The organism is Leifsonia stereocauli, from assembly GCF_038432415.1.
Taxonomy (GTDB): domain Bacteria; phylum Actinomycetota; class Actinomycetes; order Actinomycetales; family Microbacteriaceae; genus Orlajensenia; species Orlajensenia stereocauli.
On sequence record NZ_JBCAUN010000002.1, the window covers coordinates 930575 to 954736 of the forward strand.

At 69.9% G+C, this 24162-nt stretch carries 24 protein-coding genes; 10 read left to right on the forward strand and 14 right to left on the reverse strand.

The window, feature by feature from the left end:
* Positions 1–44: 44 nt before the first annotated feature.
* The 3 genes from AADV74_RS13245 to AADV74_RS13255 form a co-directional block, all read right to left on the reverse strand.
* Positions 45–380 carry a hypothetical protein gene (locus AADV74_RS13245; RefSeq protein WP_342114811.1) on the reverse strand — a complete coding sequence of 112 codons (336 nt, stop codon included), beginning with the start codon at positions 378–380 and terminating at the stop codon, positions 45–47.
* Positions 381–428: 48 nt separating this feature from the next.
* The gene (locus AADV74_RS13250) at positions 429–1871 is read right to left on the reverse strand and encodes an MFS transporter (protein ID WP_342114813.1); all 1443 of its coding nucleotides are present in this window, start codon (positions 1869–1871) and stop codon (positions 429–431) included.
* 98 nt (positions 1872–1969) lie between these two features.
* Positions 1970–2533, reverse strand: a complete 564-nt coding sequence (locus AADV74_RS13255) for a TetR/AcrR family transcriptional regulator (RefSeq protein ID WP_342114814.1) — start codon at positions 2531–2533, stop codon at positions 1970–1972.
* 102 nt (positions 2534–2635) lie between these two features.
* Between AADV74_RS13255 and AADV74_RS13260 the strand changes: the two genes are divergently transcribed.
* Positions 2636–4159, forward strand: a complete 1524-nt coding sequence (locus AADV74_RS13260) for an ATP-dependent DNA ligase (RefSeq protein WP_342114816.1) — start codon at positions 2636–2638, stop codon at positions 4157–4159.
* 38 nt (positions 4160–4197) lie between these two features.
* On the opposite strand, the gene AADV74_RS13265 is transcribed toward AADV74_RS13260, so the two are convergent.
* The 6 genes from AADV74_RS13265 to AADV74_RS13290 all read right to left on the reverse strand — a co-directional run bounded on the left by AADV74_RS13265 (position 4198) and on the right by AADV74_RS13290 (position 10488).
* A complete protein-coding gene (locus tag AADV74_RS13265) occupies positions 4198–5289 on the reverse strand; it encodes a DNA glycosylase AlkZ-like family protein (RefSeq protein WP_342114817.1) in 1092 nt (363 codons plus the stop codon).
* A 97-nt stretch (positions 5290–5386) separates the two neighbouring features.
* Positions 5387–6316, reverse strand: coding sequence for a 5'/3'-nucleotidase SurE (gene surE, locus AADV74_RS13270; protein ID WP_342114819.1), 930 nt, complete (start codon positions 6314–6316; stop codon positions 5387–5389).
* Positions 6317–6456: 140 nt separating this feature from the next.
* On the reverse strand, positions 6457–7875 hold the full coding sequence (locus AADV74_RS13275; RefSeq protein ID WP_342114820.1) for an LLM class flavin-dependent oxidoreductase: 1419 nt from the start codon (positions 7873–7875) through the stop codon (positions 6457–6459).
* A 91-nt stretch (positions 7876–7966) separates the two neighbouring features.
* The gene (locus AADV74_RS13280) at positions 7967–8572 is read right to left on the reverse strand and encodes a DUF6518 family protein (RefSeq protein ID WP_342114822.1); all 606 of its coding nucleotides are present in this window, start codon (positions 8570–8572) and stop codon (positions 7967–7969) included.
* Between the two features lie 162 nt (positions 8573–8734).
* Complete coding sequence (locus tag AADV74_RS13285; RefSeq protein WP_342114823.1) at positions 8735–9799, reverse strand: trans-sulfuration enzyme family protein; 1065 nt, start codon at positions 9797–9799, stop codon at positions 8735–8737.
* Between the two features lie 68 nt (positions 9800–9867).
* On the reverse strand, positions 9868–10488 hold the full coding sequence (locus tag AADV74_RS13290; RefSeq protein ID WP_342114825.1) for a TOPRIM nucleotidyl transferase/hydrolase domain-containing protein: 621 nt from the start codon (positions 10486–10488) through the stop codon (positions 9868–9870).
* A 127-nt stretch (positions 10489–10615) separates the two neighbouring features.
* Here AADV74_RS13290 and AADV74_RS13295 point away from each other — a divergent pair, with 127 nt between their 5' ends.
* Positions 10616–11524 (forward strand): cytochrome b/b6 domain-containing protein, encoded by a 909-nt coding sequence (locus AADV74_RS13295; RefSeq protein WP_425287306.1) that lies wholly within the window; start codon positions 10616–10618, stop codon positions 11522–11524.
* Between the two features lie 4 nt (positions 11525–11528).
* On the opposite strand, the gene AADV74_RS13300 is transcribed toward AADV74_RS13295, so the two are convergent.
* Positions 11529–12005: a hemerythrin domain-containing protein gene (locus AADV74_RS13300; protein WP_342114828.1), complete on the reverse strand. Its 477-nt coding sequence runs from the start codon at positions 12003–12005 to the stop codon at positions 11529–11531.
* 79 nt (positions 12006–12084) lie between these two features.
* On the opposite strand from AADV74_RS13300, the gene AADV74_RS13305 reads away from it, so the two are divergent.
* Positions 12085–12933 (forward strand): alpha/beta fold hydrolase, encoded by an 849-nt coding sequence (locus AADV74_RS13305; RefSeq protein WP_342114830.1) that lies wholly within the window; start codon positions 12085–12087, stop codon positions 12931–12933.
* Between the two features lie 41 nt (positions 12934–12974).
* On the opposite strand, the gene AADV74_RS13310 is transcribed toward AADV74_RS13305, so the two are convergent.
* Positions 12975–13232 (reverse strand): hypothetical protein, encoded by a 258-nt coding sequence (locus AADV74_RS13310; protein ID WP_342114832.1) that lies wholly within the window; start codon positions 13230–13232, stop codon positions 12975–12977.
* A gap of 105 nt (positions 13233–13337) precedes the next feature.
* Between AADV74_RS13310 and AADV74_RS13315 the strand changes: the two genes are divergently transcribed.
* Positions 13338–14375 (forward strand): AI-2E family transporter, encoded by a 1038-nt coding sequence (locus AADV74_RS13315; RefSeq protein WP_342114833.1) that lies wholly within the window; start codon positions 13338–13340, stop codon positions 14373–14375.
* Here the strand turns inward: AADV74_RS13315 and AADV74_RS13320 are convergent.
* On the reverse strand, positions 14372–14764 hold the full coding sequence (locus AADV74_RS13320) for an SHOCT domain-containing protein (protein WP_342114834.1): 393 nt from the start codon (positions 14762–14764) through the stop codon (positions 14372–14374). The genes AADV74_RS13315 and AADV74_RS13320 overlap by 4 nt on opposite strands.
* A 412-nt stretch (positions 14765–15176) precedes the next feature.
* On the opposite strand from AADV74_RS13320, the gene AADV74_RS13325 reads away from it, so the two are divergent.
* Positions 15177–15812 (forward strand): ScbR family autoregulator-binding transcription factor, encoded by a 636-nt coding sequence (locus AADV74_RS13325; protein ID WP_342114836.1) that lies wholly within the window; start codon positions 15177–15179, stop codon positions 15810–15812.
* A 49-nt stretch (positions 15813–15861) separates the two neighbouring features.
* Positions 15862–16641, forward strand: coding sequence for a polyprenol monophosphomannose synthase (locus AADV74_RS13330; RefSeq protein WP_342114837.1), 780 nt, complete (start codon positions 15862–15864; stop codon positions 16639–16641).
* Here the strand turns inward: AADV74_RS13330 and AADV74_RS13335 are convergent.
* Together AADV74_RS13335 and AADV74_RS13340 are read right to left on the reverse strand one after the other, a co-directional pair.
* Positions 16571–19138 (reverse strand): transglycosylase domain-containing protein, encoded by a 2568-nt coding sequence (locus AADV74_RS13335; protein ID WP_342114839.1) that lies wholly within the window; start codon positions 19136–19138, stop codon positions 16571–16573. The genes AADV74_RS13330 and AADV74_RS13335 overlap by 71 nt on opposite strands.
* A 167-nt stretch (positions 19139–19305) precedes the next feature.
* Complete coding sequence (locus AADV74_RS13340) at positions 19306–20061, reverse strand: MBL fold metallo-hydrolase (RefSeq protein WP_342114841.1); 756 nt, start codon at positions 20059–20061, stop codon at positions 19306–19308.
* A gap of 220 nt (positions 20062–20281) precedes the next feature.
* Here AADV74_RS13340 and AADV74_RS13345 point away from each other — a divergent pair, with 220 nt between their 5' ends.
* Genes AADV74_RS13345 through AADV74_RS13360 form a run of 4 tightly spaced genes read left to right on the forward strand, consistent with a single transcriptional unit; the run spans position 20282 to position 24142 of the window.
* Positions 20282–21406: a ThiF family adenylyltransferase gene (locus tag AADV74_RS13345; protein WP_342114843.1), complete on the forward strand. Its 1125-nt coding sequence runs from the start codon at positions 20282–20284 to the stop codon at positions 21404–21406.
* Between the two features lie 33 nt (positions 21407–21439).
* A complete protein-coding gene (locus AADV74_RS13350; RefSeq protein ID WP_342114845.1) occupies positions 21440–22636 on the forward strand; it encodes a molybdopterin molybdotransferase MoeA in 1197 nt (398 codons plus the stop codon).
* Entirely contained in the window at positions 22633–23736 is a 1104-nt protein-coding gene (moaCB, locus tag AADV74_RS13355; protein ID WP_342114846.1) for a bifunctional molybdenum cofactor biosynthesis protein MoaC/MoaB, read from the forward strand. The genes AADV74_RS13350 and moaCB overlap by 4 nt, the downstream gene beginning before the upstream one ends.
* Positions 23729–24142: a molybdenum cofactor biosynthesis protein MoaE gene (locus AADV74_RS13360; protein ID WP_342114847.1), complete on the forward strand. Its 414-nt coding sequence runs from the start codon at positions 23729–23731 to the stop codon at positions 24140–24142. The genes moaCB and AADV74_RS13360 overlap by 8 nt, the downstream gene beginning before the upstream one ends.
* The last annotated feature ends 20 nt before the right edge of the window (positions 24143–24162 follow it).

The following is a 24162-nucleotide window of genomic DNA, read 5'->3' on the forward strand; positions in this document are numbered from 1 at the left end:
TGCGACCGAAAGTGGCGAGCCGGTTCGTGGTGCTGGCTGGTCTGTCAGCGCGGGGTGATCTCGTCGACGAAGGCGTGCGCCTCGTCGCAGACGGCCCGCCAGCGATCAGCACCATCGGCGAGCGGCACCGTGGCCCACTCCTTCGCCGGGCCACCGTGCATCACCATGTTGTCGAGGCCGAGTGCCTCGATGCGCTCGGCCGGCAGCTTCACGACGAGGGAGCCATCGGTCGAGACGAAGGCGAACAGCTTGCCGCGCACCGAGTAGCCCTCGGAGCCGAACATGCGACCGACCCCCACGTCGGGTTGCGACTGGAGGTCGGCCGTCACGCCGGCCAGCAACTCGCGCCCCTGCAGGCGCTCCGGGTTGGGCTCGGTCATGCCTCGACGGTACGACCGGCGGATGCCGCAGGCAAGGGCGAGCGCCACTCAGTCCCGGAGCGCCGGGTGTCCGGTCGCGAACGCCGCCACGACACCGGCTGCCACGGTGAGAGCGGCGGCTCCGAGGAAGAGCCAGGAGAAGCCGCCGGTGAGCGCGTCACCGAGTGGAGCGCCTGCAGCCCTGAGCACCTCGGTGCGAGCCGCGGCCACGGAGGCCAGCACGGCGAGCCCGAGGGCGCCGCCGATCTGCTGGCTGGTGTTCACCAGGCCGCCGGCCAGCCCGGTCTCGCCGCCGTCGACTCCGTCGACCGAGAGCTGCGTCGCCGTGACGAACGCGCCGCCGAGGCCGACGCCGATGAGCAGGCTCGGCCCGAGGATGTCCACCACGTAGACGGCGTCCGCGGGGGCCATGGCCAGCCAGACGAGGCCGGCGGCCAGAATGACGAGGGAGCCCAAGAGGGTGCCCTTCACGCCGAATCTGCCCACAAGGCCCGGGGCGAGGCCCGCCACGACGACGAGAGCGCCGGCGAGGGGAAGCTGCGTGAGGCCGGCGGTGAGAGCGTCGTAGCCGAGCACGGCCTGCATGAAGACCGAGAGGGCGAAGAACAGCGCGACCATGGCGGCGCCGACCAGAAGCATGACCAGATTGCCGGTCGTGAGATTGCGATTGCGGAAGACCGACAGGGGTACGAGAGGATCGGTCGTGCGCCGTTCGATCAGCACGAACGCGGCGCCGAGCACGACTGCCGTGAGAAGCAGCCCGAGAGTCAACGGATGCGTCAGTCCGAGCTGCTGCAGAGCACTCAGTGCCCCGACGACGGCCACGAGGGCTCCGGTGATGGTGGCTGCGCCCGGCACGTCGAGACGCGAGGGGACCGACGCAGGGTCGCGGGTGATCAGTAGCGGGATGGCGGCGAGCACGATGAGGCCGATCGGCACGTTCACGAAGAACACCGACTGCCAACCGAAGGCTCCGGTGAGCACTCCGCCCAGTAGAACGCCGGCGGCCGAGCCGATGCCGGCGACGCCGCCCCAGATCCCGAGGGCCTTGGTGCGATCAGCCGAGACCCGGAACAGCTGGGTGAGCAGGGCCAGGGCAGCCGGGGCCAGCAGTGCGGCGGATGCACCCTGGACGGCCCGGGCTCCGAGCAGCATCCCGCCGCTCACGGAGAGCCCGGCGAGGGCGGAGGCCGCCACGAATCCGGCGACTCCGATCAGGAACAGGCGACGATGACCATAGCGGTCGGCCAGCCGGCCTCCGAGGAGCAGGAGGCCACCGAACGGGAGCACGTATGCGGTGATGACCCAGGCCAGCGCTGCCGTGTCGAGGCCGAGTTGCTGCCCGAGAACGGGGAGGGCGATGTTCACGATCGAGGCGTCGAGCACCACGAGGAACTGGGCGAGTGCGAGCACGGTGAGGGCGAGCCAGCGGCGGGTGCTGCGCACGGGCGGCGCTGTCTCCGCGATCTGTGATGTGGCGGACGTGGTCATGATGTGCTCCTTCTGTGTCGGGCGATGGTGGTCAGGTCGAGAGTGATTGATCACTCACTCTTGTGGGCAAAAAGACGCGGAGCGCAGGCCCGCTTGGTCTACTCGGGGTGGCGGATGCCGGCGGACAACAGGCGCGCCCACGACTCCGGCACCTCGTCGATGCGGGCAGTGACGATGAGGTGGCAGAGCTGACCGTAGGCGATGAAGTGCTGCACAGCCTCGTCGTCGGCGCCGGAGCGGCCCTGTGCGAAGGCGGTCACCTTCGCCAGACCGTTCCGCAGTGCCTGGCCGATCTCGGGGATCTCGGCGGCCGACTGCGCGTGCACCTGCAGCATGAGCAGGGTGCGGTCGCGGATGAGGTCGGAGTAGGCGGCGCCCATGGCGTCGAGCACGGCCTCCGGGGACTGGTCGACCGCGGCATCCGCACCGGCAGACAGAGCCTCGACGACCTGCGCGAAGCAGGCCTCGAGCGCGACGACGAACAGCTTCTCCTTGCTCGGGAAGAGCTTGAAGACATAGGCGGGCGAGATGCCGGCCTCGTTCGCGACAGCCGCGATCGTCGTGGAATGGTAGCCGCCGCGGGCGAACTCGCGCACCGCGCTCGCTGCGACGACGGGCTTGCGGATCTCCGCTGTCGAGAGGATGGAGCTGCGTTCGGCCATGAGAGTGACTGTACACTCACTCTCGCCTCGCGGTCAAGGGGCCTGAGCCTCATCCGTGTCAATGCCCCCACTCATGTCGGCGGGCGATGACAGACTGAGCCGGTGCTGCTCCACGAGCTTGTGACGACGACGGATGCCGTGACTGCGACGCGCTCGCGCCTCGCCAAGGTCGAGGCCCTGGCCGAGCTGCTGCGCCGCCTCGAGCCCGACGAGATCGCACCGGCCGTCGGTTTCCTGGTGGGCAAGCCCCGCCAGGGGCGGGTCGGCGTCGGCTGGCGCGGCATGGAAGCCGCCATGGGGTCGCCCGCAGAGGAAGCATCACTCGCGATCGCCGACCTCGATACCGTGCTCGACCAGCTGCTCGCGACGTCGGGTGGCGGCTCGGCGGGGGCGCGCGCCGACGTGCTCCGTTCTCTCACCGCACGCGCGACGGCGACCGAACAGGATCTCATCGGCCGAGTGCTCCTCGGCGAGGTGCGCACCGGCGCACTCGAGGGCGTGCTCACCGACGCCGTGGCCCGGGCCTCCGACCGGCCGATCGCGAGCGTTCGCCGGGCCGCGATGCTGTCGGGCGACCTCGGCGAGACCACACGGCTGGCGCTCACCGGCACGGCCGAGGAGCTCGACTCGGTCGGCCTCGTCGTGGGCCGGCCAGTTCTCCCCATGCTCGCCGGAACAGCGGCCAGCGCCGCGGCAGCACTCGAGGCCACCGGAGAGGCATCCGTCGAGTTCAAACTCGATGGCGCCCGCATCCAGGTGCACCGTTCGGGCGACGACATCCGCGTCTTCACCCGCAACCTCGCCGACATCACCCGCAGACTGCCCGAGGTGGTCGACGTCGTGCGTCGGATGCCCGTCCACGACGTCATCCTCGACGGCGAGACGCTCGCCCTCGACGAGGACGGAGCGCCGCGACCGTTCCAGGAGACCATGTCGACGTTCGGCGCCGATGCCGCCCGCTCGACGGTGCTGCATCCGTGGTTCTTCGACGTGCTCCACCTCGACGGGCGCGACCTGCTCGACGAACCGCTGGCGATCCGCATCGCCGAGCTCGAGCGGATAGCGCCGGCCAACCGCATCCCGGGCGAGGTCACGAGCGATCCCGAGGTGGCGGAGAGAGTGTCACGTGAAGCCCTGGCGGCCGGCCACGAGGGCGTCGTCGTGAAGGCGATCGGCTCGACGTATGCCGCCGGCCGACGCGGGTCGAGCTGGATCAAGGTGAAGCCCGTCCACACCTACGACCTCGTCGTGCTGGCGTGCGAGTGGGGCTCGGGGCGGCGCACCGGGCTGCTGTCGAACCTTCATCTCGGAGCGCTCGATCCCACCGGTGAGTTCGGTGAACCCGGCGACTACGTGATGGTCGGCAAGACCTTCAAGGGGCTGACCGATGCGTTGCTGCGCTGGCAGACCGAGCGCTTCCAGGAGATCGAGGTGCGCCGCACGGCCGGCACGGTCTGGGTCGAGCCGATCACGGTCGTCGAGATCGCGATCGACGGCGTGCAGCGCTCGAGCCGCTACCCCGGCGGCATCGCGCTGCGGTTCGCCCGCGTGAAGAGCTATCGAGACGACAAGCCGGCGACGGATGCCGACACCGTCCAGACGCTGCGGGCCATGCTGCGCGAATAGCCTCGGCGGCCGAGGCTCGGTCGCAGACGCGAGTGCACTCAGCCGCGCAGCTCGAGCCCCAGCCAGGAGGCGAGGCTCTCGATCTCGGCGTCGACGGCCGACCGCATCCGTGTCGTGAAGGGAACGTCCTCGTGCACGGCGTTCACGGTGAGGACGCCGGCCTTGCGGTCCGCCTTGGCGTCGAGCTTTCCCACGAGCCTGTCGTCGTGCAGGATCGGCAGCGCGAAGAATCCCCAGCGCCTGGCATCGGCGGGCTTGTACATCTCGAGCGTGTACTCGTACTCGAAGAGCTCGAGCGTGCGCTGGCGGTTGTGCACCAGCCTGTCGAACGGCGAGAGCAGGGCGGTGCGGCCGGCGAACGGCTCACTCAGCCGTGCGAGCTGACCGGGATCGACGCGCCACTCGCCGGGCACTCCCTCGACGACAGCGGGTTCGCCGGCGGCGCCCACGTCGCCGGGCTCCATCGGGAACGCCGTCGTCTTCGCACGAGCGAGGCCGAGAGAGGCGAGCCGGCGTTCATTGCGGATGCGGATCGCCTCCTCTGCCGAGATGGTCTCGGCGGAGGGCGGGTAGACACGCTCGGCGAGGTCGAAGATGCGCTCGCGTCCGCGGCGGGCGGAGATGGCGACCTCGCCACGAGACACCAGGAACTCGAGCATCTGCGTGACATTGCGATCGTTCTTCCACCCCGACGACGGCCACGGAACCACCGAGGTGTCTGCGATCTCGCGGGATGTCAGAGGCCCGGCCGCGCGCAGTCGTTCGAGCACGTCGCGCTGGAACTGCGCGTTCTGCTCGAACCACAGCCGGCTGCGCTCGTAACTCGGATACGAAGCCATGCCAGCCCGGAACAACGGCAGGTCCTCGACCGGGCGGATGAGCACCTCGAACTCGACGAGGGTGCGGTCCTGCTCGAGTGCCTGTGTCAGGTGCTCCGGCCGATACGCGCTGCCGAGCCGGCTCCAGGCGACGAGGTCGGCGTTCGGCGCGACGGCCGCCGTCGGGTCGATCTGCAGCAGCGTGAGGTGTCGCACGAGCGCGAGCAGGTCGGTCGGGCGGTCGGCATCGAGCAGCTGCGCCCGCACGGCGATGCGGTGCGCGTCGGTGCGGCTGAGGCGATGCGGCTCCATGCGTCAACGGTAGGGCGTGGCAGCGGGCGCATGCGACCGGCGTTGCCGACTGGGCGAAGGGTGACCCGGCGCGTGCGCTGAGTCACCCTCCGTGAGGTCAGCGGAGCCCGGCCACCAGCCTGCTCAGCTGCGTCACGCTGGGCACTGTGTCGTAGTTGCCGGTGATCGGCGTGATCGCGATCTTGTCTGCGGCGAGAGCCGTCGAATCCGCGTTCTTCACGGTCTCGGGCACGGCGGGGTTGACGCTGACGGTGATCGACGATGTGGCGCCCACGGCGGGAAGCACGCCGGAGTCGACGACGTCGAGGAAGCCCATGCCGGTGCTGGTCAGCGCTACGCCCCTCGGTGCTCCGCCGTTCTCCACGATCGGGAAGTTCACGTTGAGCCCGAGGCCGCCGGGCAGCAGACGCTTGCCAGTGCCGGCCTGCTTCTGAAGCTGCGTGACGAGCTTCACGACGAACGCCGCGGTCGCGTCGAACGGCGGCTGGGCGGCGCTGGTGAAGCTGGTCTCGGTGCTCACGGCGATCGCGGGGATCCCGTCGTTCAACGCTGTGACTGCAGCACCGATCGTGCCGGAGTGCACTGTCGCCGCGGCGATGTTCTGGCCGGTGTTCGTGCCGGAGATCACGAGGTCGGGGGCTCCTGCGGCGTAGACGGTCGACAGCGCGGCCTCCACCGAATCGGCCGGGGACCCGGCGATCGCGTACCTGCCCTCCTCGGGGTGCGTCACCTCGAGGGTGCCGCCGAAGGTCGCGCGTGCGCCGACACCGCTCTGGTTGGTCGACGGCGCGAACATCGTCACGTCGTGCCCGGCGGCCACGAGGGCGTTGTAGACCGCGGTGATGCCCGGGGCGTTCCATCCGTCGTCGTTGGTGAGCAGGATGTGAAGCGGAGCCGACGCTGACGGAGAGGCCGACGGCTTCGTCGTGGCTGCCATGGCCGGCGCAGCAGCGAGGCCGCCGAGAGCTGTGGCCGCGATGGTCACGGCAACGGCGCCGCGCAGGAACAGGGGGGAGCGATGAGGCATGGGATCTCCTTCTCGAGGGGTGCGCGATGCGCGCCCGCACAACCTGCCAGCTCCCGGTGAACCACGGGAACATCAGGCGTGAACGGGCATCGACCGACACGTCGCCGTGTGGATGCGCTCGCTCTGCGGCGGCCCCAGCGTCAGGCCGTGACCGAGGCCCCCACCCGGTACTGGGCGCCGCGGTGCTCTGCCGGCAGGCGATCGCCGCGTCCGTGCAGCTTCTGCCGCAGCGTGCCCTCGACGTACTCGGTCGGGTAGGCGCCGCGCTCGCGGAGCACGGGCACGACGAACTCGATGACGTCCTCGAACGTGCCCGGCGTGATGGCGTAGGCGAGGTTGAATCCGTCGACGTCGGTGTAGTCCACCCACTCCTGCAGGGTGTCGGCGATCTCCTCGCCCGACCCGACGATGGTGGGGCCGAGGCCGCCGATGGCGCCGCCGCGGGCGATGTCGCGCACTGTGAAAACCTCGCCGTTCTTCGCCGACTCCTCGTAGTTGGCGATGACGGAGCGGATCGCGTTCGACTGCACGTTGCCGACGGGTTCGTCGAGGTCGTACTGCGACAGGTCGATGCCCATCCAGCCCGACATGAACACGAGGGCGCCCTCCTCGCTGGCGTAGGTGAGGTAGTCCTCGTACTTCGCCTGCGCGGCCTCGGGAGTGGCATCCGTGATGATCGTGAGCAGGGTGTAGATGCGAGCGGCATAGCGGTCGCGTCCTGCTGCCTCCAGGGCATCGCGGATGCGGGCCACCGTCGACTTCAGCACCTCCTTGGTGGGCGCGGCCACGAAGATGGCCTCGGCGTTCGCCGCGGCGAACCCGATGCCGCGCGAGGAGGCACCCGCCTGGTAGATGACGGGGGACCGCTGCGGCGACGGTTCCGAGATGTGGATGCCGGGCACGGTGAAGTGCCTGCCCCTGTGGCCGATCTCGTGCACCTTCGACGGATCGGTGAACACGCCGGTCTCGCGGTCGCGCACGACGGCGTCGTCCTCCCACGAGCCCTCCCAGAGCTTGTAGAGCACCTCGAGGTACTCGTCGGCGTGGTCGTAGCGGTCGTCGTGCTCGAGCTGGTCATCGTGCCCCATGTTGCGGGCGGCGCTCGGCAGGTATCCGGTCACGACGTTCCAGCCCACGCGGCCGTTCGTGAGGTGGTCGAGAGTCGACATCCGCCGGGCGAAGGGGTACGGGTGCTCGTAGGCAGTGCCGGCCGTCACGCCGAAGCCGAGGTGCTCAGTCGCCGCGGCCATGGCCGAGACCAGCAGCAGCGGGTCCGCGACCGGAACCTGGGCGCCGTGGCGGATGGCGGCCTCGTTGCTGCCGGCGTAGACGTCGTAGGTTCCGAGCACGTCGGCGATGAAGATGCCGTCGAAGGTTCCGCGCTCGAGCAGTTTCGCGAGTTCGGTCCAGTAACCGATCTCCTTGTAGCGGTAGGACTGGTCCTGCGGATGCCGCCACATGCCCGAGCTCTGGTGGGCGACGCAGTTCATGTCGAAGGCGTTGAAGCGGATCTGGCGCTGGGGGAGGTGGGCGCTCGGTGTTGTCGACTCTGAAGACATGGCGGCCATCCTCTCCCGTCGACTCGGCAGCCACGAGGGTCTCTGAAACACGGCGTCACAGCAGTTCGTCGGTTGACCGTCGGGCCTCGGGCTATCGCGGAACGGACCCGAGCAGCTGGTAGGCGACAAGGAAGACCGCGGCCATCGAGGTCGTCAGTGCCGTGGCCAGCACGATGAGTCGGGGGCGACGGATGCGGGCCGCCGTGGCCACCAGCAGGGCGACCCCGAGCGCCGCTGTGATCCACCAGTAGACCGGGCTCGTGGTGTCGCCGACGACGGTCAGGCCGTAGACCGCCTCTCCCACGAGCACGCCCGAGAGCAGTCCGGTGCCGAGGGCGGCGGAGAGCGGCGAACGATGCAGGGCGTGCGCGGCGAGGCCGATGAACGGGCCGACCACGACTCCGACGATCACCCAGAACAGCGGGTCGAAGTCGACTCCGCGCCAGGCAGAGGCCACCGTGTAGCCGACCGTGAGGGCGATGAAGCCGAGGGCTCCGCCGATCGCCGCCTCGAGGTAGCCGCGGGCGAGCAGCCAGACGAGCAGCGCCGTGGGGATCATCCAGCCTGACGCGGAGTTGGCCAGCGAGGAGAGCTCCGGCGGGAGGGCGCCCTGCCCGAGTGGCGTGAGCGCCCCGAGCACGAGGGCCGCGAGAGTGATCGCGACTGTGCGCAGGGAGGAGGCGACGGCCGGGTGCATGACGTCAACGCTAGGAAACGGCCCCGGGTCGCTGCATCCGTCACATCCCCGATTCGACCCTGAGCCTCAGCCGGGTCGAGCGCCCCCACGGCCCACCTTCGCGCGTGGGCCCGGGTTGCACCGCGGGCCGATGCGCCGAAGGTGCGGCGGAGACACTGGCACCTACCCCAGCGCGGCGACGAGGTCGTCGTAGAGGTCGTCGACGTGCTCGAGCCCGACCGACAGGCGCACGAGGCCCTCGGGGATGGTCTCGTGCTCGGCCGCCCAGCGACGGCGCCGCTCGAAGGTCGACTCCACGCCGCCGAGGCTGGTGGCGTGGAGCCAGAGCGCGGTGCGCGGCACGAGGGCGTCTGCGGCGTCCGCCCCGCCCTTCACCACGATCGAGATGATGGCTCCGAAGCCGGGGTAGCGCACCTCGTCGAGCTGGGGGTGATCGGCGAGGCGGCGCACGAGCTCCTGGGCCGAGGCCTGCGCGCGCTCGAGGCGCACCGACAGGGTGCGGAGGCCCCGCAGCGCGAGGAAGGCCTCGAGCGGCGACGGGATCGCCCCGTAGAGCGAGCGCCGGCCGAGCACGGCGTCGTGGTGCGCATCCGTCGCCGTGATGACGGCACCGAGCAGCACGTCGCTGTGGCCGGCGATGTACTTGGTCGCCGAGTGCACCGAGATGTCGGCACCGAGTTCGAGCGGACGCTGCAGCACCGGCGTCGCGAAGGTGTTGTCGACGACGACGATGGCGCCGGCCGCGTGGGCAGACTCGGAGATGGCGGGGATGTCGGCGAGCTCGAGGGCAGGGTTGGTGGGCGATTCGATCCAGACCATGGAGGCGCCGACGGATGCCTCGGCCACCGCGGCGGCATCGGCGATGTCGACGTACACCACGCTCAGTCGCCCCTCACGCGCACGGTCGTCGAGCTGCAGCACCGTGCCCGTGTAGGAGCGGCGGGGAGCCACGACGGTGCCGCCCGGCTCGACCAGGTCGAGAACGGCCGAGATGGCGGCGAGGCCCGAGGCGAAGGACAGGCAGCGCCCGCCCTCGAGGACGCCGAGGGCGTCTTCGAAGGCCGTCCACGACGGGTTCGCGTAGCGGCCGTACTCGCGCTCGCCCCCGGCGACGTAGGTGGAGGCGAGGGTGACGGGCACGTTGAGCGGCTCGTCGACCTCCCGTGCCGGGCGACCGGCGATGATGGCGAGAGTCTCGGGGTGGAAGGCGGGATTCTGCTCGTGCACGGGACCTCCGGTGTGACTGGGGACGCGACTCGTGCGTCCGTCCCAGTATCGGGGATCGGCGGAGCGCGTTACGCCTCCGCCGGAAGTGTCGCCGCGAGCAACCCGAGGATCGGCGCCGGGATGCCCTCGGGCGGGATGCGCTCGGCGAAGGCGCGCGCCACCCGTGCCTTGCGACCGGCACCGGCGCCGATGAAGCGGTGCAACTGGGCGTTGAGCGACCGCTCACGCTGAGCGGGCTGACGGCGCATCCGCTCGAACCTGGCGCCCTCGCCCTGTTCAGCCACGATGGAGACCGCGACCTCGATGCCCAGAGCGCGGATGAGTTCGTCCTCGAGGTCGTGGCTGCAGGCGAAGAAGCCCAGGGTCTCGAGCGGCACGGGGTGCGCGGCATCCGCGAACCCGACCCGTTCGAGAGCCCGGCGGTACACCGGAACCTCCTGCTCGTCGCACAGGCCGGCGAGAGCCAGGTCGCGGCCGCTGGCCTCGGCGATCTCGAGGAAGCGCGGCAGGCTGTTGGCGCCGCCCATGCCGACCACGGCCGTGCCCTCCGCGCCCAGGTCGCGCCCGACGGTGAGCGCGAACTGCAGTACGGCCTCTCGGTCGCTGTCGCCCTCGACGAACACCACGCGTCTGAGCGAGCGGATGCCGGCGCTCGCCGCAGCGAAACGGGCCAGGTCGGCTGGATCCATGTGCTCAGGCTGGCACACCGAGCGTGGCGCCGGTCGTAGGGTGGGAGCCGGCTTGCATCCGCGCCGCTGCTTTGCGAAGGTGAGAGACGTGCCGAAACCCGACCGCCCCACGTTCGCGGGCGTGCCGATGCGTCGGCTCGCGTGGCTGATCCCCGCCGCGGTCGTGGCCTTCGCCGTCATCGTGCTGGTCGCGCGCTGGTTGCGGGAGTTGCCGGAGGTCGCAGCCTTCATCGCCGAGTACCCAGGCGGCACGACCCCGCCCGATGGGTCACCCGTCGGCATCCCGGCGTGGCTGGCCTGGCAGCACTTCCTGAGCGCGTTCCTTCTCGTGATGCTGGTGCGCACGGGCATGCTGCTGAAGTCGGGAGTGCGCCCGCCGGCGTTCTGGACCCGCGACAACACGCGCTGGCCGCGCACCAAGCGCCCGCCGCGCCGCCTCGGCATCCCGCTCTGGCTGCACCTCGTCGTCGACGCGCTCTGGGTGCTCTGCGGCCTGTCGTACATCGTGCTGCTCTTCGCCACCGGCCAGTGGGTGCGCGTAGTGCCGACGGACTGGGGCATCGTGCCGAACACCATCTCGGCGCTGCTCCAGTACGCCTCGCTCGACTGGCCGGTCGAGGACTCGTGGGTCTCCTACAACGCCGCGCAGCTGCTCAGCTACTTCGCCGTGGTGTTCATCGCGGCACCGCTCGCCATCATCACGGGCCTGCGCCTCTCACCGATCTGGCCGCTCGAGGGCGCGTGGTCGCGCGTGGTCCCCGAGAAGCTCGCGCGGGCACTGCACTACCCCGTGATGCTGTTCTTCCTCGCGTTCACGGCCGTGCACGTCTTCCTCGTGCTCACCACCGGGGCCCTGCGCAACCTCAACATCATGTACGCCGCCCGGGACTCCGAGGACTGGGTGGGCTTCATCATCTTCATGATCTCGGTGGTGGCGATGGTGGGAGCCTGGCTGCTCGCGAAGCCCCTCGTGCTCGTGCCCCTCGCCGCCCGCTTCGGGCGCGTGCAGGGAGTGCGCCCGCCCCAGAAGCGCTGAGCGGTCACTCGGCGAGCGGACCGAAGAACGAGCGCGGGGTCGCATCCGTCGACGAGACCTCGATGGTGTCGAGCACACCGAGCAACTGGCGCTCCTCGTAGCCGAAGTGCGACGTCATGATCGCGCCGATGCCGTCGAGGTGGCCCAGGAGCAGGGCTGGCTCGGCACCCGACTGCAGCGCGCGCTCGAGGTCGCGGATGAGGTGGGCGATCATGCGGTGGTCCTGCATGAGCTTGGCGATGATGGGCTGCAGCTCCGGATGCTGCCGAACGACCTCCGGGAACAGGGCGGTGTCCTCGCTGGCGTGGTGGCCGTCGAGCGCCACGCAGAATCCCCAGCAGAACAGGCGGATGTCGCGGGCGACGGATGCCGTATCACCGCCAGACTCGACCGTCTCGCGCGCCGCGGCGAGAGCCTGCCGCAGCCGCTCGTGCACGGCCCGCATCTCGTGGCCCCATGCGATCAGTCTCTCGGTGCTCATCGGGGTTCATGATCGCAGACATCGGCGCATGCCTGCGGCAGCACGACGCAGAGATGAGACGTCGGTCTACACTCGCCGGATGACCACCGAGCTCGACGTCAACACGCCAGACGGGCGCATCCTGCATGCCTACGACACCGGAGCCGATGCCGCCTCGGGCCTCACCCTCGTGTGGCACCACGGCTCCCCACAGACCGGGGCGCCCCTCGAGCCCGTGCTCGCGGCCACGCGCGAGCGCGGCATCCGCCTCGTCTCCTACGGGCGTCCGAGCTACGGCGGATCTACGCCGAATCCGGGGCGCGACGTCGCCTCGGCCGCGGGCGACGTGACTGCGGTGGCGGATGCTCTCGGCATCGAGCGCTTCGCCGTCATGGGAGCGTCAGGGGGCGGACCCCACGCTCTCGCCTGCGCGGCGCTGTCGCCCGAGCGGGTGCGCGGCGTTGTGATCATCGCGGGCATCGCCCCGTTCACGGAGCGGTTCGACTGGTTCGGCGGCATGGTCGCCCCCGGTGGACTGCGGGCCGCGCTCGACGGCGGACGTGCCGGTCGCGCCGCGTTCGCCAAGGTCGACGAGTTCGACCCCGAGCAGTTCATCGCAGCCGACTTCGCCGCCCTGGACGGCGCGTGGTCGTCGCTCGGCGAAGACGTCGGCCGATCCGCGCAATGGGGCGATGGCGGGCTCATCGACGACGATGTGGCGTTCGCCTCACCGTGGGGATTCGACCTCGAAGAGGTCGCTGCGCCGGTGCTGCTCGTGCAGGGCGACCTCGATCGCGTCGTGCCGCGACTTCACGCGTCGTGGATGCTCAGCCGCCTGCCGAACGCCCAGCTTTGGGCACGACCCGAGGACGGCCACGTCTCGGTGCTCTCGGTGGTGCCGGATGCGCTCGACCGGCTGGCCGTGCTGATCGGCTCGAACGAGGCGTAGCGCGACAGCCGTGCCAGGCATGCGTGCGAGGCGCGCCGGGTCTATTCGGCCGTCGGCTGCTCCTCGCGTCCGCCCTCGAGTTCGTCGGCGGTGTCGTCTGGGTTGAACGACTGCTCGTCGACCTGGTCAGCGGCGTCGGCCTCGCGGCCGGGCTGCTCGTCGGGGTAGTTGTCGCCGGTCGGCGTCGAGTCGGTCATCGTGGTGCTCCTCGTCGTCTCATCCGCCGCGGTCTCGTGACCGCCGCTCGGTGCGAGCGTACGCCGGTGCGATGCGGATGCCGAGACCTTGACACGCGGCATCCGGAGCTTCATCCGTCATCGAGTGGCCTTCCGAAGCGCCGTGTCAAGGTGCTGAATTCCGCCGGTCAGAAGCCCATACTGGGATTCCCTACCGCAGGAGCTGCCATGAAGATCCAGAACGCCTTCCGCCTCGGGCTCATCGGCACCCTCGGGGTGGGCCTCGGCATCCTGATCCTGATGTCGATCGTGTCGCTGGCGACGATTCTCACCTATATCGGTGCCGCGCTGTTCCTGGCACTCGGCATCGAGCCACTCATCTCGTTCCTCGAGCGTCGCGGCTTCAAGCGCTGGCTGGCCCTGCTCACCACGATGGTGGTGCTGCTGGCGGCCATCGCCGGCCTCGTCTGGGCCATCGTGCCGGTGATCGTCGACCAGTCGACGCAGGCGATCGAGGGCATCACGAAGTGGGTGCAGAGCGGTGACGCGCTCGACCTGCTGCACCAGGCGCAGCAGCAGTTCCCGACGATCGTCAACCAGGACAACCTCGACTCCGTGGTCGCCTACTTCCAGGACAACGCCGGGAAGATCGGCGGCGGAGTGCTGCAGGTGGGCCTCGGCATCATCAGCGGGTTCTTCGCCACGATCATCGTGATCATCCTGACGATCTACTTCACGTCGTCACTCCCGGCGATCAAGCGCAGCACCTACCAGCTGGTGCCGGCCACGAAGCGCTCGCGCTTCAGCGAGCTCGCCGACCAGATCACCGACTCCGTCGGCAAGTACGTCATGGGCCAAGTGGCGCTCGCGCTCTGCAACGGAATCCTGAGCGCGATCTTCCTGACCATCATCGGCGCCAAGTTCGCGATCCTGCTGGCCGTCGTCGCCTTCACGTTCTCGCTCATCCCGTTGGTCGGAACCATCACGGGCTCGGTCATCATCGTGCTGGCCTGCCTCATCTCCGGTCCGCAGACGGCGATCGTCGCCGCCATCTACTACATCATCTACATGCAGGTGGAGGCCTACATCCTGAGCCCGCGGATCATGAACCGTGCGGTGTCGGTGCCCGGCGCCGTCGTCGTGATCGCGGCCCTCGCAGGCGGATCACTGCTCGGAATCCTCGGAGCGCTCGTGGCCATCCCCGTCGCAGCGTCGATCCTGCTGATCATCAAGCAGGTCGTGGTGCCGCGTCAGAACGAACTCTAGAACTTCTTACCCTCGGCCTTGGCCTTGATGGCGTCGAACTCTCCCGGGGTGATGACGCCCTGGTCGCGCAGGGCTGCGGCCTTCGCGATCTCTGCCTGCGGGTCGGCGTAGGACTGCGCCTGGATCGAGGAGCGGTCCTCGGAGAGGATCTCGGTGTTCGCACTGGCGGCGGCCCGCTCGTTCATGCCTGTGCCGCGGGCGATCAGGTAGACCACGGCCGTGAGGAACGGCAGGAACACCATCGCGATGATCCAGAGGGCCTTCAGCCCGCCGTTGAGGCTCTTGTCGCGGAAGATGTCGGCGAGGATGTAGATGAGCACGAACAGGTATGCGATGTAGGCGAACGCCCAGAAGAAGACCCAGACGAAGCCCCAGAAGTCGCTGAACATGATGGTTGTCTCCCGTTCCGCCCGGCCCGCCCGCGCGTCTGACCACAAACTACCGCTGAGGAGTGCCGAAAGGCACGCGCATCGCACACGAGTCTGCCGTCCGGGCCGCCGATCCGTCACGCTCCATCCCGATCATGTAACAGACGGCCTCGCGCGGGTGAACATTCCGAACGACTGGTTTTGTTTCGATTATGCTTTCCAGAGGTGGCGCGTACGGGGGTCTGCGCCGCGCATCCGCCATTCGGATGCGGAAGGGAAGCCCGGGGGGACATGGGCTTCCCTTTCCTTCTGCCCGCGCCGAGTTCCGTCTGAGCAGTGACGGCTCGCGCGGGTTCCTGACAGCTCCTCGCAGGCTGAGTTGCGTCCATAGCTTCCACGACTAACATGTCGGCAGCCCGCTGACAGGAGACCGATGGCAACGCAGGAACGAGCTCGTGCGACGCGCGAGCGGATCATCGTCGGTGCCGCAGAGACCTTCGACCGGAACGGATTCGCCACAGCCTCCCTGACCGACATCGCAGCGGCGGCCGGCGTGACCAAGGGGGCCCTGTACTTCCACTTCAGGTCGAAGGACGAGCTCGCCGGCGCCGTGATCGAGGCGCAGCACGAGGCGGCCTCCAGGTCCGCGGCGAACATGGCGCTCACGAACGAGGCCGCCCTCGAGACCGCCGTCGTGATCTCCTCCAGTCTGGCCCGGCGCTTGCAGACCGATCCGCTCACCAGGGCCGGCATCCGCCTCACCACTGAGTCGTCCACCTTCGATGCGCCGATCCGCGGACCGTACGAGGACTGGCTGGCGACCTTCGAGACCATCCTGCGAGCGGCTCTCGCGGCCGGCGACCTGCGGCCCGACACCGACCCGGCGATGCTCGCGCGCTTCATCATCCCGTCGTTCACGGGCATCCAGATCATCTCCGAGGTGTTCACGGCGCGGGCCGACCTGTCGGAGAGGCTGGCCGAGATGTGGGGCATCGTCTTCCGCGCCACTGTCACCCCGGAACGCCTCGACTGGGCGCTCGACATGGTCGAGCGCCATCTGCATCGATAATGGGACTGATGAACGACATGGGCGCAGTCCAGCCGGAACGACGGACGCTGTGAGCGCGGACGCGCCTCGGGTGCTGGTCGTCGTGCCCACCTACTGCGAGGTCGACTCCCTGCGCCCGCTGGTGCAGGGGGTGCTGGCGTCGGAGTCGAAGCCGTCGGTGCTCGTCGTCGACGACAATTCGCCAGACGGCACCGGAGCACTGGCCGACGAGATGGCGGCAGCGGAACCACGGATGCAGGTTCTCCATCGTGCGCGCAAGGAAGGTCTGGGCCCGGCCTACATCTCCGGATTCCACCGTGCGCTCGACTCCGGCGAGTTCGACATCATCGTCGAGATGGACGCCGACGGATCGCATCAGCCCGAGGAGCTCGTGCTGCTCATCGCCGCGATCACTGACGGCGCGGACCTCGCGATCGGGGCGCGCTGGATTCCGGGCGGACGCACCGTGCACTGGCCGTGGTACCGCAAGCTCATCTCACGGAGCGCAACGGCCTACGCCAGGGTGATGCTGCGGTCGCACCTGCACGACATCACCTCGGGGTACCGGGCGTTCCGGGCGCCGTTCCTCGCCTCCCTCGATCTCGACGGGTTGCAGAGCGCCGGCTACGCGTTCCAGATCGAGGTCGCCTGGCGTGCAGAACGCGCCGGCGCCGACATCCGGGAGGTGCCGATCACCTTCGTCGAACGCCACGACGGCACCTCGAAGATGACGACGGGCATCGCACTGGAGGCGATAGGCCAGGTCACCCGCTGGGGGCTCAGCCGTCGCTCGGCACCGGCTTCGGCGTCGGATCAGGTTTCGGCGCCGCCTTCCCCACCACGATCGTGATGGTGGAGCCCGGCGCGACGGCTGTGCCGGGGGCCGGGTCGAGGGAGATAACCTTCCCGACGGTTTGAGAGTCTGTCGTCGCCTGCTCTGACGTCTTCACGGTGAAGCCCGCGTCGCGGAGCGTCTTCGCAGCGCTCTGGGGATCCGAGCCGACGGACGGCACGACGACGAGCGAGCCGTTCGACGTGAAGGCCGTGATGAGGGAGCCGCGCGGCGCCGAGCCAGACGGGTCGGTGCCGACGACCTGACCTGCCGGCAGCTCCGAATCCCGCGCGCCGCCGTCGGCGAAGCTGAAGCCGGCGTCCTCGATGATCTGCTCGGCCTCGACGATCGACTTGCCCCGGACATCCGGGACGTCGCGCGTCACTGTGACGAGGGTGCTGCCGTCGGGGTCGGCGAATTCGCCGCCGGGGTACTTCGCATTGGCCGTCGACATGATGCGGGGCCAGATCTGGTGACGGATGACGGCCGCCTCCGTGCCATTGAAGTAGGTGTCGCGGAGATTCACGTGGCCGCTGGCGTTGTAGACGCCGACGGTGGTGGCGACGCGGGTGCTCGCCCCGCTCATCCAGGTGGCCTCGGCGTTGTCGCTCGTGCCGGTCTTGCCGATCATCGGCGAGTGCGGCTCAGTGCGGTAGTCGGAGGTCGAGCCCGTGCCGTTGCTCATGACCCGCTGCATGGCGTAGGCCATCGCCGAGGTGACCTTCGGGTCGACCTTCTGTGCGCAGTTCGCCGACGGCACCGTGATCTCCTTGCCGTGGCGAAGCACCCTGTCGATCACGATCGGTTCGCACACGACGCCGTTCGCGGCGACGGCGGCGAAGGCCGCGGCCATCGTGATGGGGGCGATCTCGTTCGTACCGAGGATGGAGGCAGGTCCTTGTTGCAGCGGGTTGCCGTCGGCCCGATGCACTCCGAAGGCTTCGGCGGTCTGGCGGATGCCGCAGAGGTCGAGTTGCTTGGCCATCGCGACGAAGCCCGTGTTCTCCGAATTCTGCGTGTTGTACAGGGCCGTCCACGTGCCACCGCCACCACCCTCGTCGTTGCGCGGGCTCCACGACGGGTCGGACACTGGACCGTTGCAGCTGTCGTTGAAGGTGCCCCAGTCGGAGCGGCGGTACGCGTTCACGTATTCGTTGAGGGAGTGCCCCTCCTTGATCCACTCTCCGAGGGTGAAGATCTTGTAGGTCGATCCCGGCTGGAAGCCGGCCGATCCGCCGTAGTCGCCGTCGGTGTTGTAGTTCACGGCGCTGTATTCGGGGTTGGCGAGGACTTCGGGGTCATCGGAGAACATCTTGTTCTGGGTCATCTCGAGCACGCGTCCGGTGCCGACCTCGACGGACACGCTCGACGCACCGACGTCGATGGCGGGCGCCGTGCGCGGGACCAGCTCGGTCATGGCGGTCTCGGCCGTTCCCTGAAGACTGAGGTCGATGGTGGTGAAGACGTCGAGGCCGCCGCGCTTGAGGAGGTTCATCCGCTCGGCCTCGGTCGCGCCGAAGGCCTCGTTGTTCCGGATGGTCCAATAGACGTAGTCGCAGAAGTAGGCGGAACCGCCTGCGCTCGTGCAGCCGGTGCTCGGTTCGGTGATGACGGGGGCGATCGGCGTCGCCACGGCTGCGTCGTGCTCCTTCTGCGTGACCTTGCTGTACTCGAGCATCTTGTCGAGGATGTAGTCGCGCCGGGACTTCGTGCTGGCGTAACCGTTCTCGGCGCCGTTCTTGGCGTTGTCCGGCTTGTCGAGGCGGAACTTCTCGGGGTTGTTGACGATCGCCAGCAGCGATGCCGCCTGCTCCAGGGAGAGCTCAGCAGCGCTGGTGCCGAAGTAGTAATTGGCCGCCGACTCGATTCCGTAGACGCGCCCACCGAAGAAGGCGATGTTCAGGTAGCCGAGGAGGATCTGGTCCTTCGTGTACTTCTTCTCGACGCCGATCGCGAGCCGCATCTCCTTGAGCTTGCGGTCGGGGGTCTGTTTGATGGCCGACTCGACAGCGGCATCCTCCTCCTCAGGAGTCTTCGCCGTGGCGACGGCCTGCTGTACGCGCACGTTCTTCACGTACTGCTGGGTGATCGACGATCCGCCCTGGATGTCGCCGCCCGAGACGCTCACGAGGGCCGCGCGCAGGGTGCCCTGGATGTCGATGCCGCCGTGTTCGTAGAAGCGCGGATCCTCCCCGGCGACGGCGGCATCCTTCGCGTACTGCGAGACGTTCTCCCACTCGACCTCCTCGCGGTCCTGGTCGAAGAAGGAGGCCAGCAGGTAAGGAGGGGCGTTGTCGACCGTGGCGTAGATGTTGGTCTTCTCGGCGAGGTCGCTGATCTCGAGGTAGCCGGGAAGCTTCTCGAACATCGAGATACTGCTCGTTGCGGCCAGACCTCCGATGGCCAGGGCAGGGGTCACTGCGAGGGTGGCCAGCACCGCTACGGCGACACTCAGCCCCAGGAACGCGAGGAAGGCTCGCCCCCTCGCGGGCCGTTCAGCCTCGGAATCACCCACCCCTGCACCCCTCTCTCAGTGAGCATCCGGCCAGCGGATGCCTCCAGCGCGCACCCTCCCGTCCCCGGAGTGCATCACGTCATGTTCGACTCTGACAGAAGGTGCGCAGAAGAGTGGCATTGGTTGCCTGATCGTGATGGCGCGTTCCGGGCTCGCGGCGCTCGATGTCAGTCCGACATCGTGCGCAGGTAAGCCAGTTGGGCGCGCACCGACGCCTCGGCCGCCGGCCGAACAGCGGCATCGGTTCCGGCATAGACGAGGTCGGTGACGGCTGCGACCGACGCGTCGGTGCCCACCTGCTCGAGTGCCCGGCGCACCTCGGCGAGCCTGTCTGCGCGATGCGCGAGGTAGGCGGTGGCGACGGCGGCCAGGTCGTTGAGCTCGGGGCCGTGACCGGGCAGCACGCGTACAGGACCGAGCGCCTGCAGCCGCTCGAGGGAGCGCAGGTACGGGCCGAGGGCTCCGTCAGGGTCGGCGATGATGCTGGTGCCGCGACCGAGCACCGTGTCGCCGGTGAAGACTGCGGCGTCGGTATCGCCCAGCAGGAGGAAGCACGCCGAGTCGGCCGTGTGGCCGGGGGTGCCGAGCACGCGCAGGCGCACTCCGGCCGCGTCGATGAGCTCTCCGTCGACCAACGGCGGGGCGTCGCGGCAGAGGGCCGGATCGAGGGCGCGAACAGGGGCGCCGGTTCGGGCGACGAGGGCGTCGATGCCGTCGGCGTGATCGGCGTGGTGGTGGGTGAGCAGGATGAGCTCGACGTGGCCGGAGGATGCGAGGGCGGCGAGGTGGGCGTCGTCGTTCGGACCCGGGTCGATCACCATGACGGATGCCGAGCCAGGGGCTGCGATCACGTAGGAGTTCGTGCCGTCGAGCGTCATCGGCCCGGGGTTCGGGGCGAGCACGCGGCGCACGATGGAGCTCATGGCAGCAGCGTAGGGCACGGGGCGGGGGCGGGGCCGGGACCGGGCGCTTCGGCCGCGGACTTCGTCCGGGCCTCAGCGAGCGGGGAGGGGTCGGTGCGCGCGGGGGCGGGACCGGGCGCTTCGGCCGCGGACTTCGTCCGGGCCTCAGCGAGCGGGGAGGGGCCGGTGCGAGCAGGGCGGGCGACCCGATGCGGGTGGCTGCCCGTGTCAGAATCGGCGTATGGCTCCGAGCGTCGATCCGTCGTCCCGTCGTTTCGCGCGCCAGCACGTTCTCGCCGGCTTCGGGCTCGCGGGCCAGCGCTCGCTCGCCGACGCTCACATCCTCGTCATCGGCGCCGGCGGTCTCGGCAGCGCCGTGATCCCGGCGCTCGCGGCCGTGGGCATCGGCACCATCTCGCTCGTCGACCCGGACACCGTCGACGAGACGAACCTGCCGCGCCAGACCGCTCACGGCGTGGCCGACGTCGGTCGGCTCAAGGTCGATTCGGCGGCGGATGCCGCTGCACGCCTCGCCCCCGATCTTCTGGTCATCCGTCACCCCGTGCTCTTCAGCACCGAGAACGCACCGGTGCTGCTCGACGGGGTCGACCTCGTCATCGACGGCAGTGACAGCATCGATGCCCGCTACGCCGCCAACGACGCTGCGGCCGCCCTCGGCATCCCGTTGGTCTGGGGGTCTGCTGTGGGCTACGGCGCGCAGGTCGGCGTCGCCTGGGATGCGCATGGCATCGACTACCGCGACCTCTTCCCCGAGCAGTCGAGCGATGACGGCGACAGCTGCGAGCTGACCGGTGTTCTGCCGATGGTGTGCGGCGTGGCCGGTGCGCTCATGGCGGCCGAGGCCGTGAAGCTCCTGACGGGCATCGGGGAGCCCCTCCTCGGCCGCGTCGCGGTGTACGACGCGCTCACCGGGCGCACCCGCGAGGTGCCGTACGCCCGGGACCCGGCTCGCGGTGCGACGGATGCCGCAGCCGCCGTCAAGTCTCCGACCTCCGTCGTCCCGGAACCAAGCGCGGCAGACTCCCGCCCCCGCACGTACTCGGCGCCCGAGCTCGCCGTGGCGCTCGACGGGGCGAACCCGCCCGCTCTCCTCGACGTCCGCGAGGACTGGGAGGCGGCGATCGCCGAGCTCCCGGGGTCGACGCGCATCCCGTTCGGCGAGCTCGGCGCCCGGATCGGCGAGCTCGATCCATCCGTCCCCGTCGTCGTGTACTGCCATCTCGGGGTTCGGTCGGCGCACGCCCTCGTGTTCCTCGAGCAGAGCGGTTTCTCGCAGGCATCGCACCTCGCCGGCGGAATCGAGGAGTGGGCGGCATCCGTCGACCCGGGAATGAAGCGGTACTGATGGCGAGGCGGCGCTGATGGCGGGCGAGAACTGATGGGCGAGCGCATCACGGTCGAGGAGCACGCCGAGCGCGTCGCGGCGCTGCTCGCCCCGCTTCGGGACCGCGGAGCGGCCGACACCCTGCCGCTGCTCGACGCACGCGGCCGGGCGACGGCCGACGCCATCCACAGCGCCATCGACCTGCCCCCTTTTCGCAATTCCCAGATGGACGGCTTCGCCGTGCGCACCGTCGAGGTGGCCGCAGCGCCCGTCACGCTGCCGATCGTCGGCGAGGTGGCGGCAGCTCCCGGCGAGCCGTCGGCGCTGGAGCCCGGCACGGCGACCCGGATCATGACGGGTGCTCCGATTCCGCCGGGGGCGGATGCGGTGGTCCCTGTGGAGGACACGACGGTCGACGGCGATGCCGTCACGATCCGGCGCGCTCGTGAGGTGGGGGAGTACATCCGCGAGGCCGGTTCCGACCTCCCGGCCGGAGCCGAACTGCTCGGCGCCGGGGTGCTGCTCGAGTCGCGCCAGCTCGCCGCCCTCGCCGCGTCTGGGCTGACCGAGGTGGCCGTGCGGTCGCGCGTGCGGGTCGCTGTCGTGAGCACGGGATCCGAGTTGGTCACCCCAGGCCAGCCCCTGGGGGCCGGCGAGATCCCGGATTCCAATGGGATCGCACTGCAGGCTGCCGCTGCCGCCGCCGGAGCCGTCGTCGTCTCGGCCGCCCGCGTGCGCGACGACGCCGAGGAGCTGCGCGCCAGGTTCGACGCCGCCATCGATGCCGGCGCCGAGCTGCTGCTCACCAGCGGCGGAGTCTCGATGGGCGACCACGAGGTGGTGCGCGACCTGCTCGAGCCGCTCGGAGCCTGGGTCGGCGCCGTCGCCATGCAGCCCGGTGGTCCACAGGCCACGGCGACGTATCGCGGCCTGCCCGTGATCTGCTTCCCGGGCAACCCCGTGAGCAGCCAGCTGTCGTTCGCGCTGTTCGTGGCGCCGGTGCTGCGCGAGATCGCCGGCCTGCCCGTCGCCGTGCGCGAGCAGCGCGCGATGGCGGCATCCGTCACCTCCGTCGTCGGTCGACGGCAGTACCTCCGCGGGCGTCGGATGCCGGGTGGCGTCGTCGAGGTCGTCGGTGGACCCGGCTCGCACCTCGTGGCAGCCCTCGCCGCCGCCGACGTGCTCGTGATCGTTCCGGAAGCCGTCGCTGCTCTCGCCGCCGGTGATCTCGTGGAAGTGTTGGAGCTATGACCGAGAAGCACGAGCACCACGACGCCACGGCGTTGAGCCACGTCGACGATCAGGGCCGCGCCCGCATGATCGACGTCGGCGACAAGACCGTCACGCGCCGGGTCGCCGTGGCCACCGGACGCCTCACGACCACGCCCGAGGTGGTGGCGCTCGTGATCGCCGACGGCATGCCGAAGGCCGACGTGCTCGCGACGGCACGCATCGCCGGCATCCAGGGTGCCAAGCGCACGAGCGAGCTCATCCCGCTCTGCCACCTGCTGCCGCTCGACTCCGTGAAGCTCGAGTTCGGCTTCGGCGCCGACAGCATCGACATCCGCGCGCAGGTGTCGGTCACCGGCCGCACGGGCGTCGAGATGGAGGCCCTCACCGCCGTGGCCATCGCGGGCCTCACCCTGCACGACATGGTGAAGGCCGTCGACCCCGGCGCCGAGCTCGGCGGCATCCGGCTGCTCGAGAAGACCGGCGGCAAGCGCGGACACTGGGTGGCCGACGGAGCTGCCGGTGACCTGCTCGTCGAATCGCCGGGCACGGATGCCGCTGCGGATGCGGCCGCCGTGCGTCCAGCCGTCGCCGCGCCTGCTGCCGTCGTGGTCCCGTCGCCCGGCTCGGCCGTCGTCGTCGTGGCCTCGACGAGCGCCGCCGCCGGCACGTCGACGGATGCGACGGGCCCCGTGATCGCGGACTGGCTGCGGGCCGCCGGCTACGCGGTCGACGCCCCCATCGTCGTGGCCGATGCCGACGTCGCGACGGCGCTGGCCGAAGCTCTCGCCGGCTCGCCGCGCATCATCATCACGACCGGGGGCACCGGGCTGCACCCGCAGGACCGAACGCCGGAGGCCACGAGCGCCCTGCTCGACCGCGAGCTGCCCGGGGTCGCCGAGGCGATCCGCGCTGCCGGTCGGGCCGTGACGCCCACGGCGGCGCTCAGCCGCGCCGTGGCCGGACTCGCCGGCGACACCGTCATCGTGAACCTGCCGGGATCGCCCGGCGGCGTGCGCGACGGCCTCGGCGTGCTGGGCGAGGTGCTGCCGCATCTCGTCGACCAGCTCGCCGGCGGCGGGCACGGCGGGCGGCGCGAACGGAGCCACCACCATGCCTGACGTCTTCGCCGAGGTCACGGCCGACCGGCTCGACCGCGCCGTCATCGAGACCTTCGTGCTCACGCCGCAGGATGGCGCGATGGTGACCTTCGAGGGCGTCATCCGCGATCACGACCACGGCGAGAGCGTCGAGCTGCTCGACTACGAGGCGCATCCCGATGCCGAGGAGTTCCTGCGCACAGTGTGCGAGGAGATCGCCCGGGAGTTCGGCGTGCGCGTGGCTGCGGCGCATCGCATCGGACGGCTGGGCGTCGGCGACGTCGCTCTGGTCGCGAGCGTGGCGTCGGCTCACCGTTCCGACGCCTTCGCCGCATGCTCGGCCCTGGTCGACCGCATCAAGGAGCGCACGCCCATCTGGAAGCGCCAACACCTGGCGACGGGCACGACGGAGTGGGTGAACCTGTAGGGACTCCCGCGCTCCCGCTC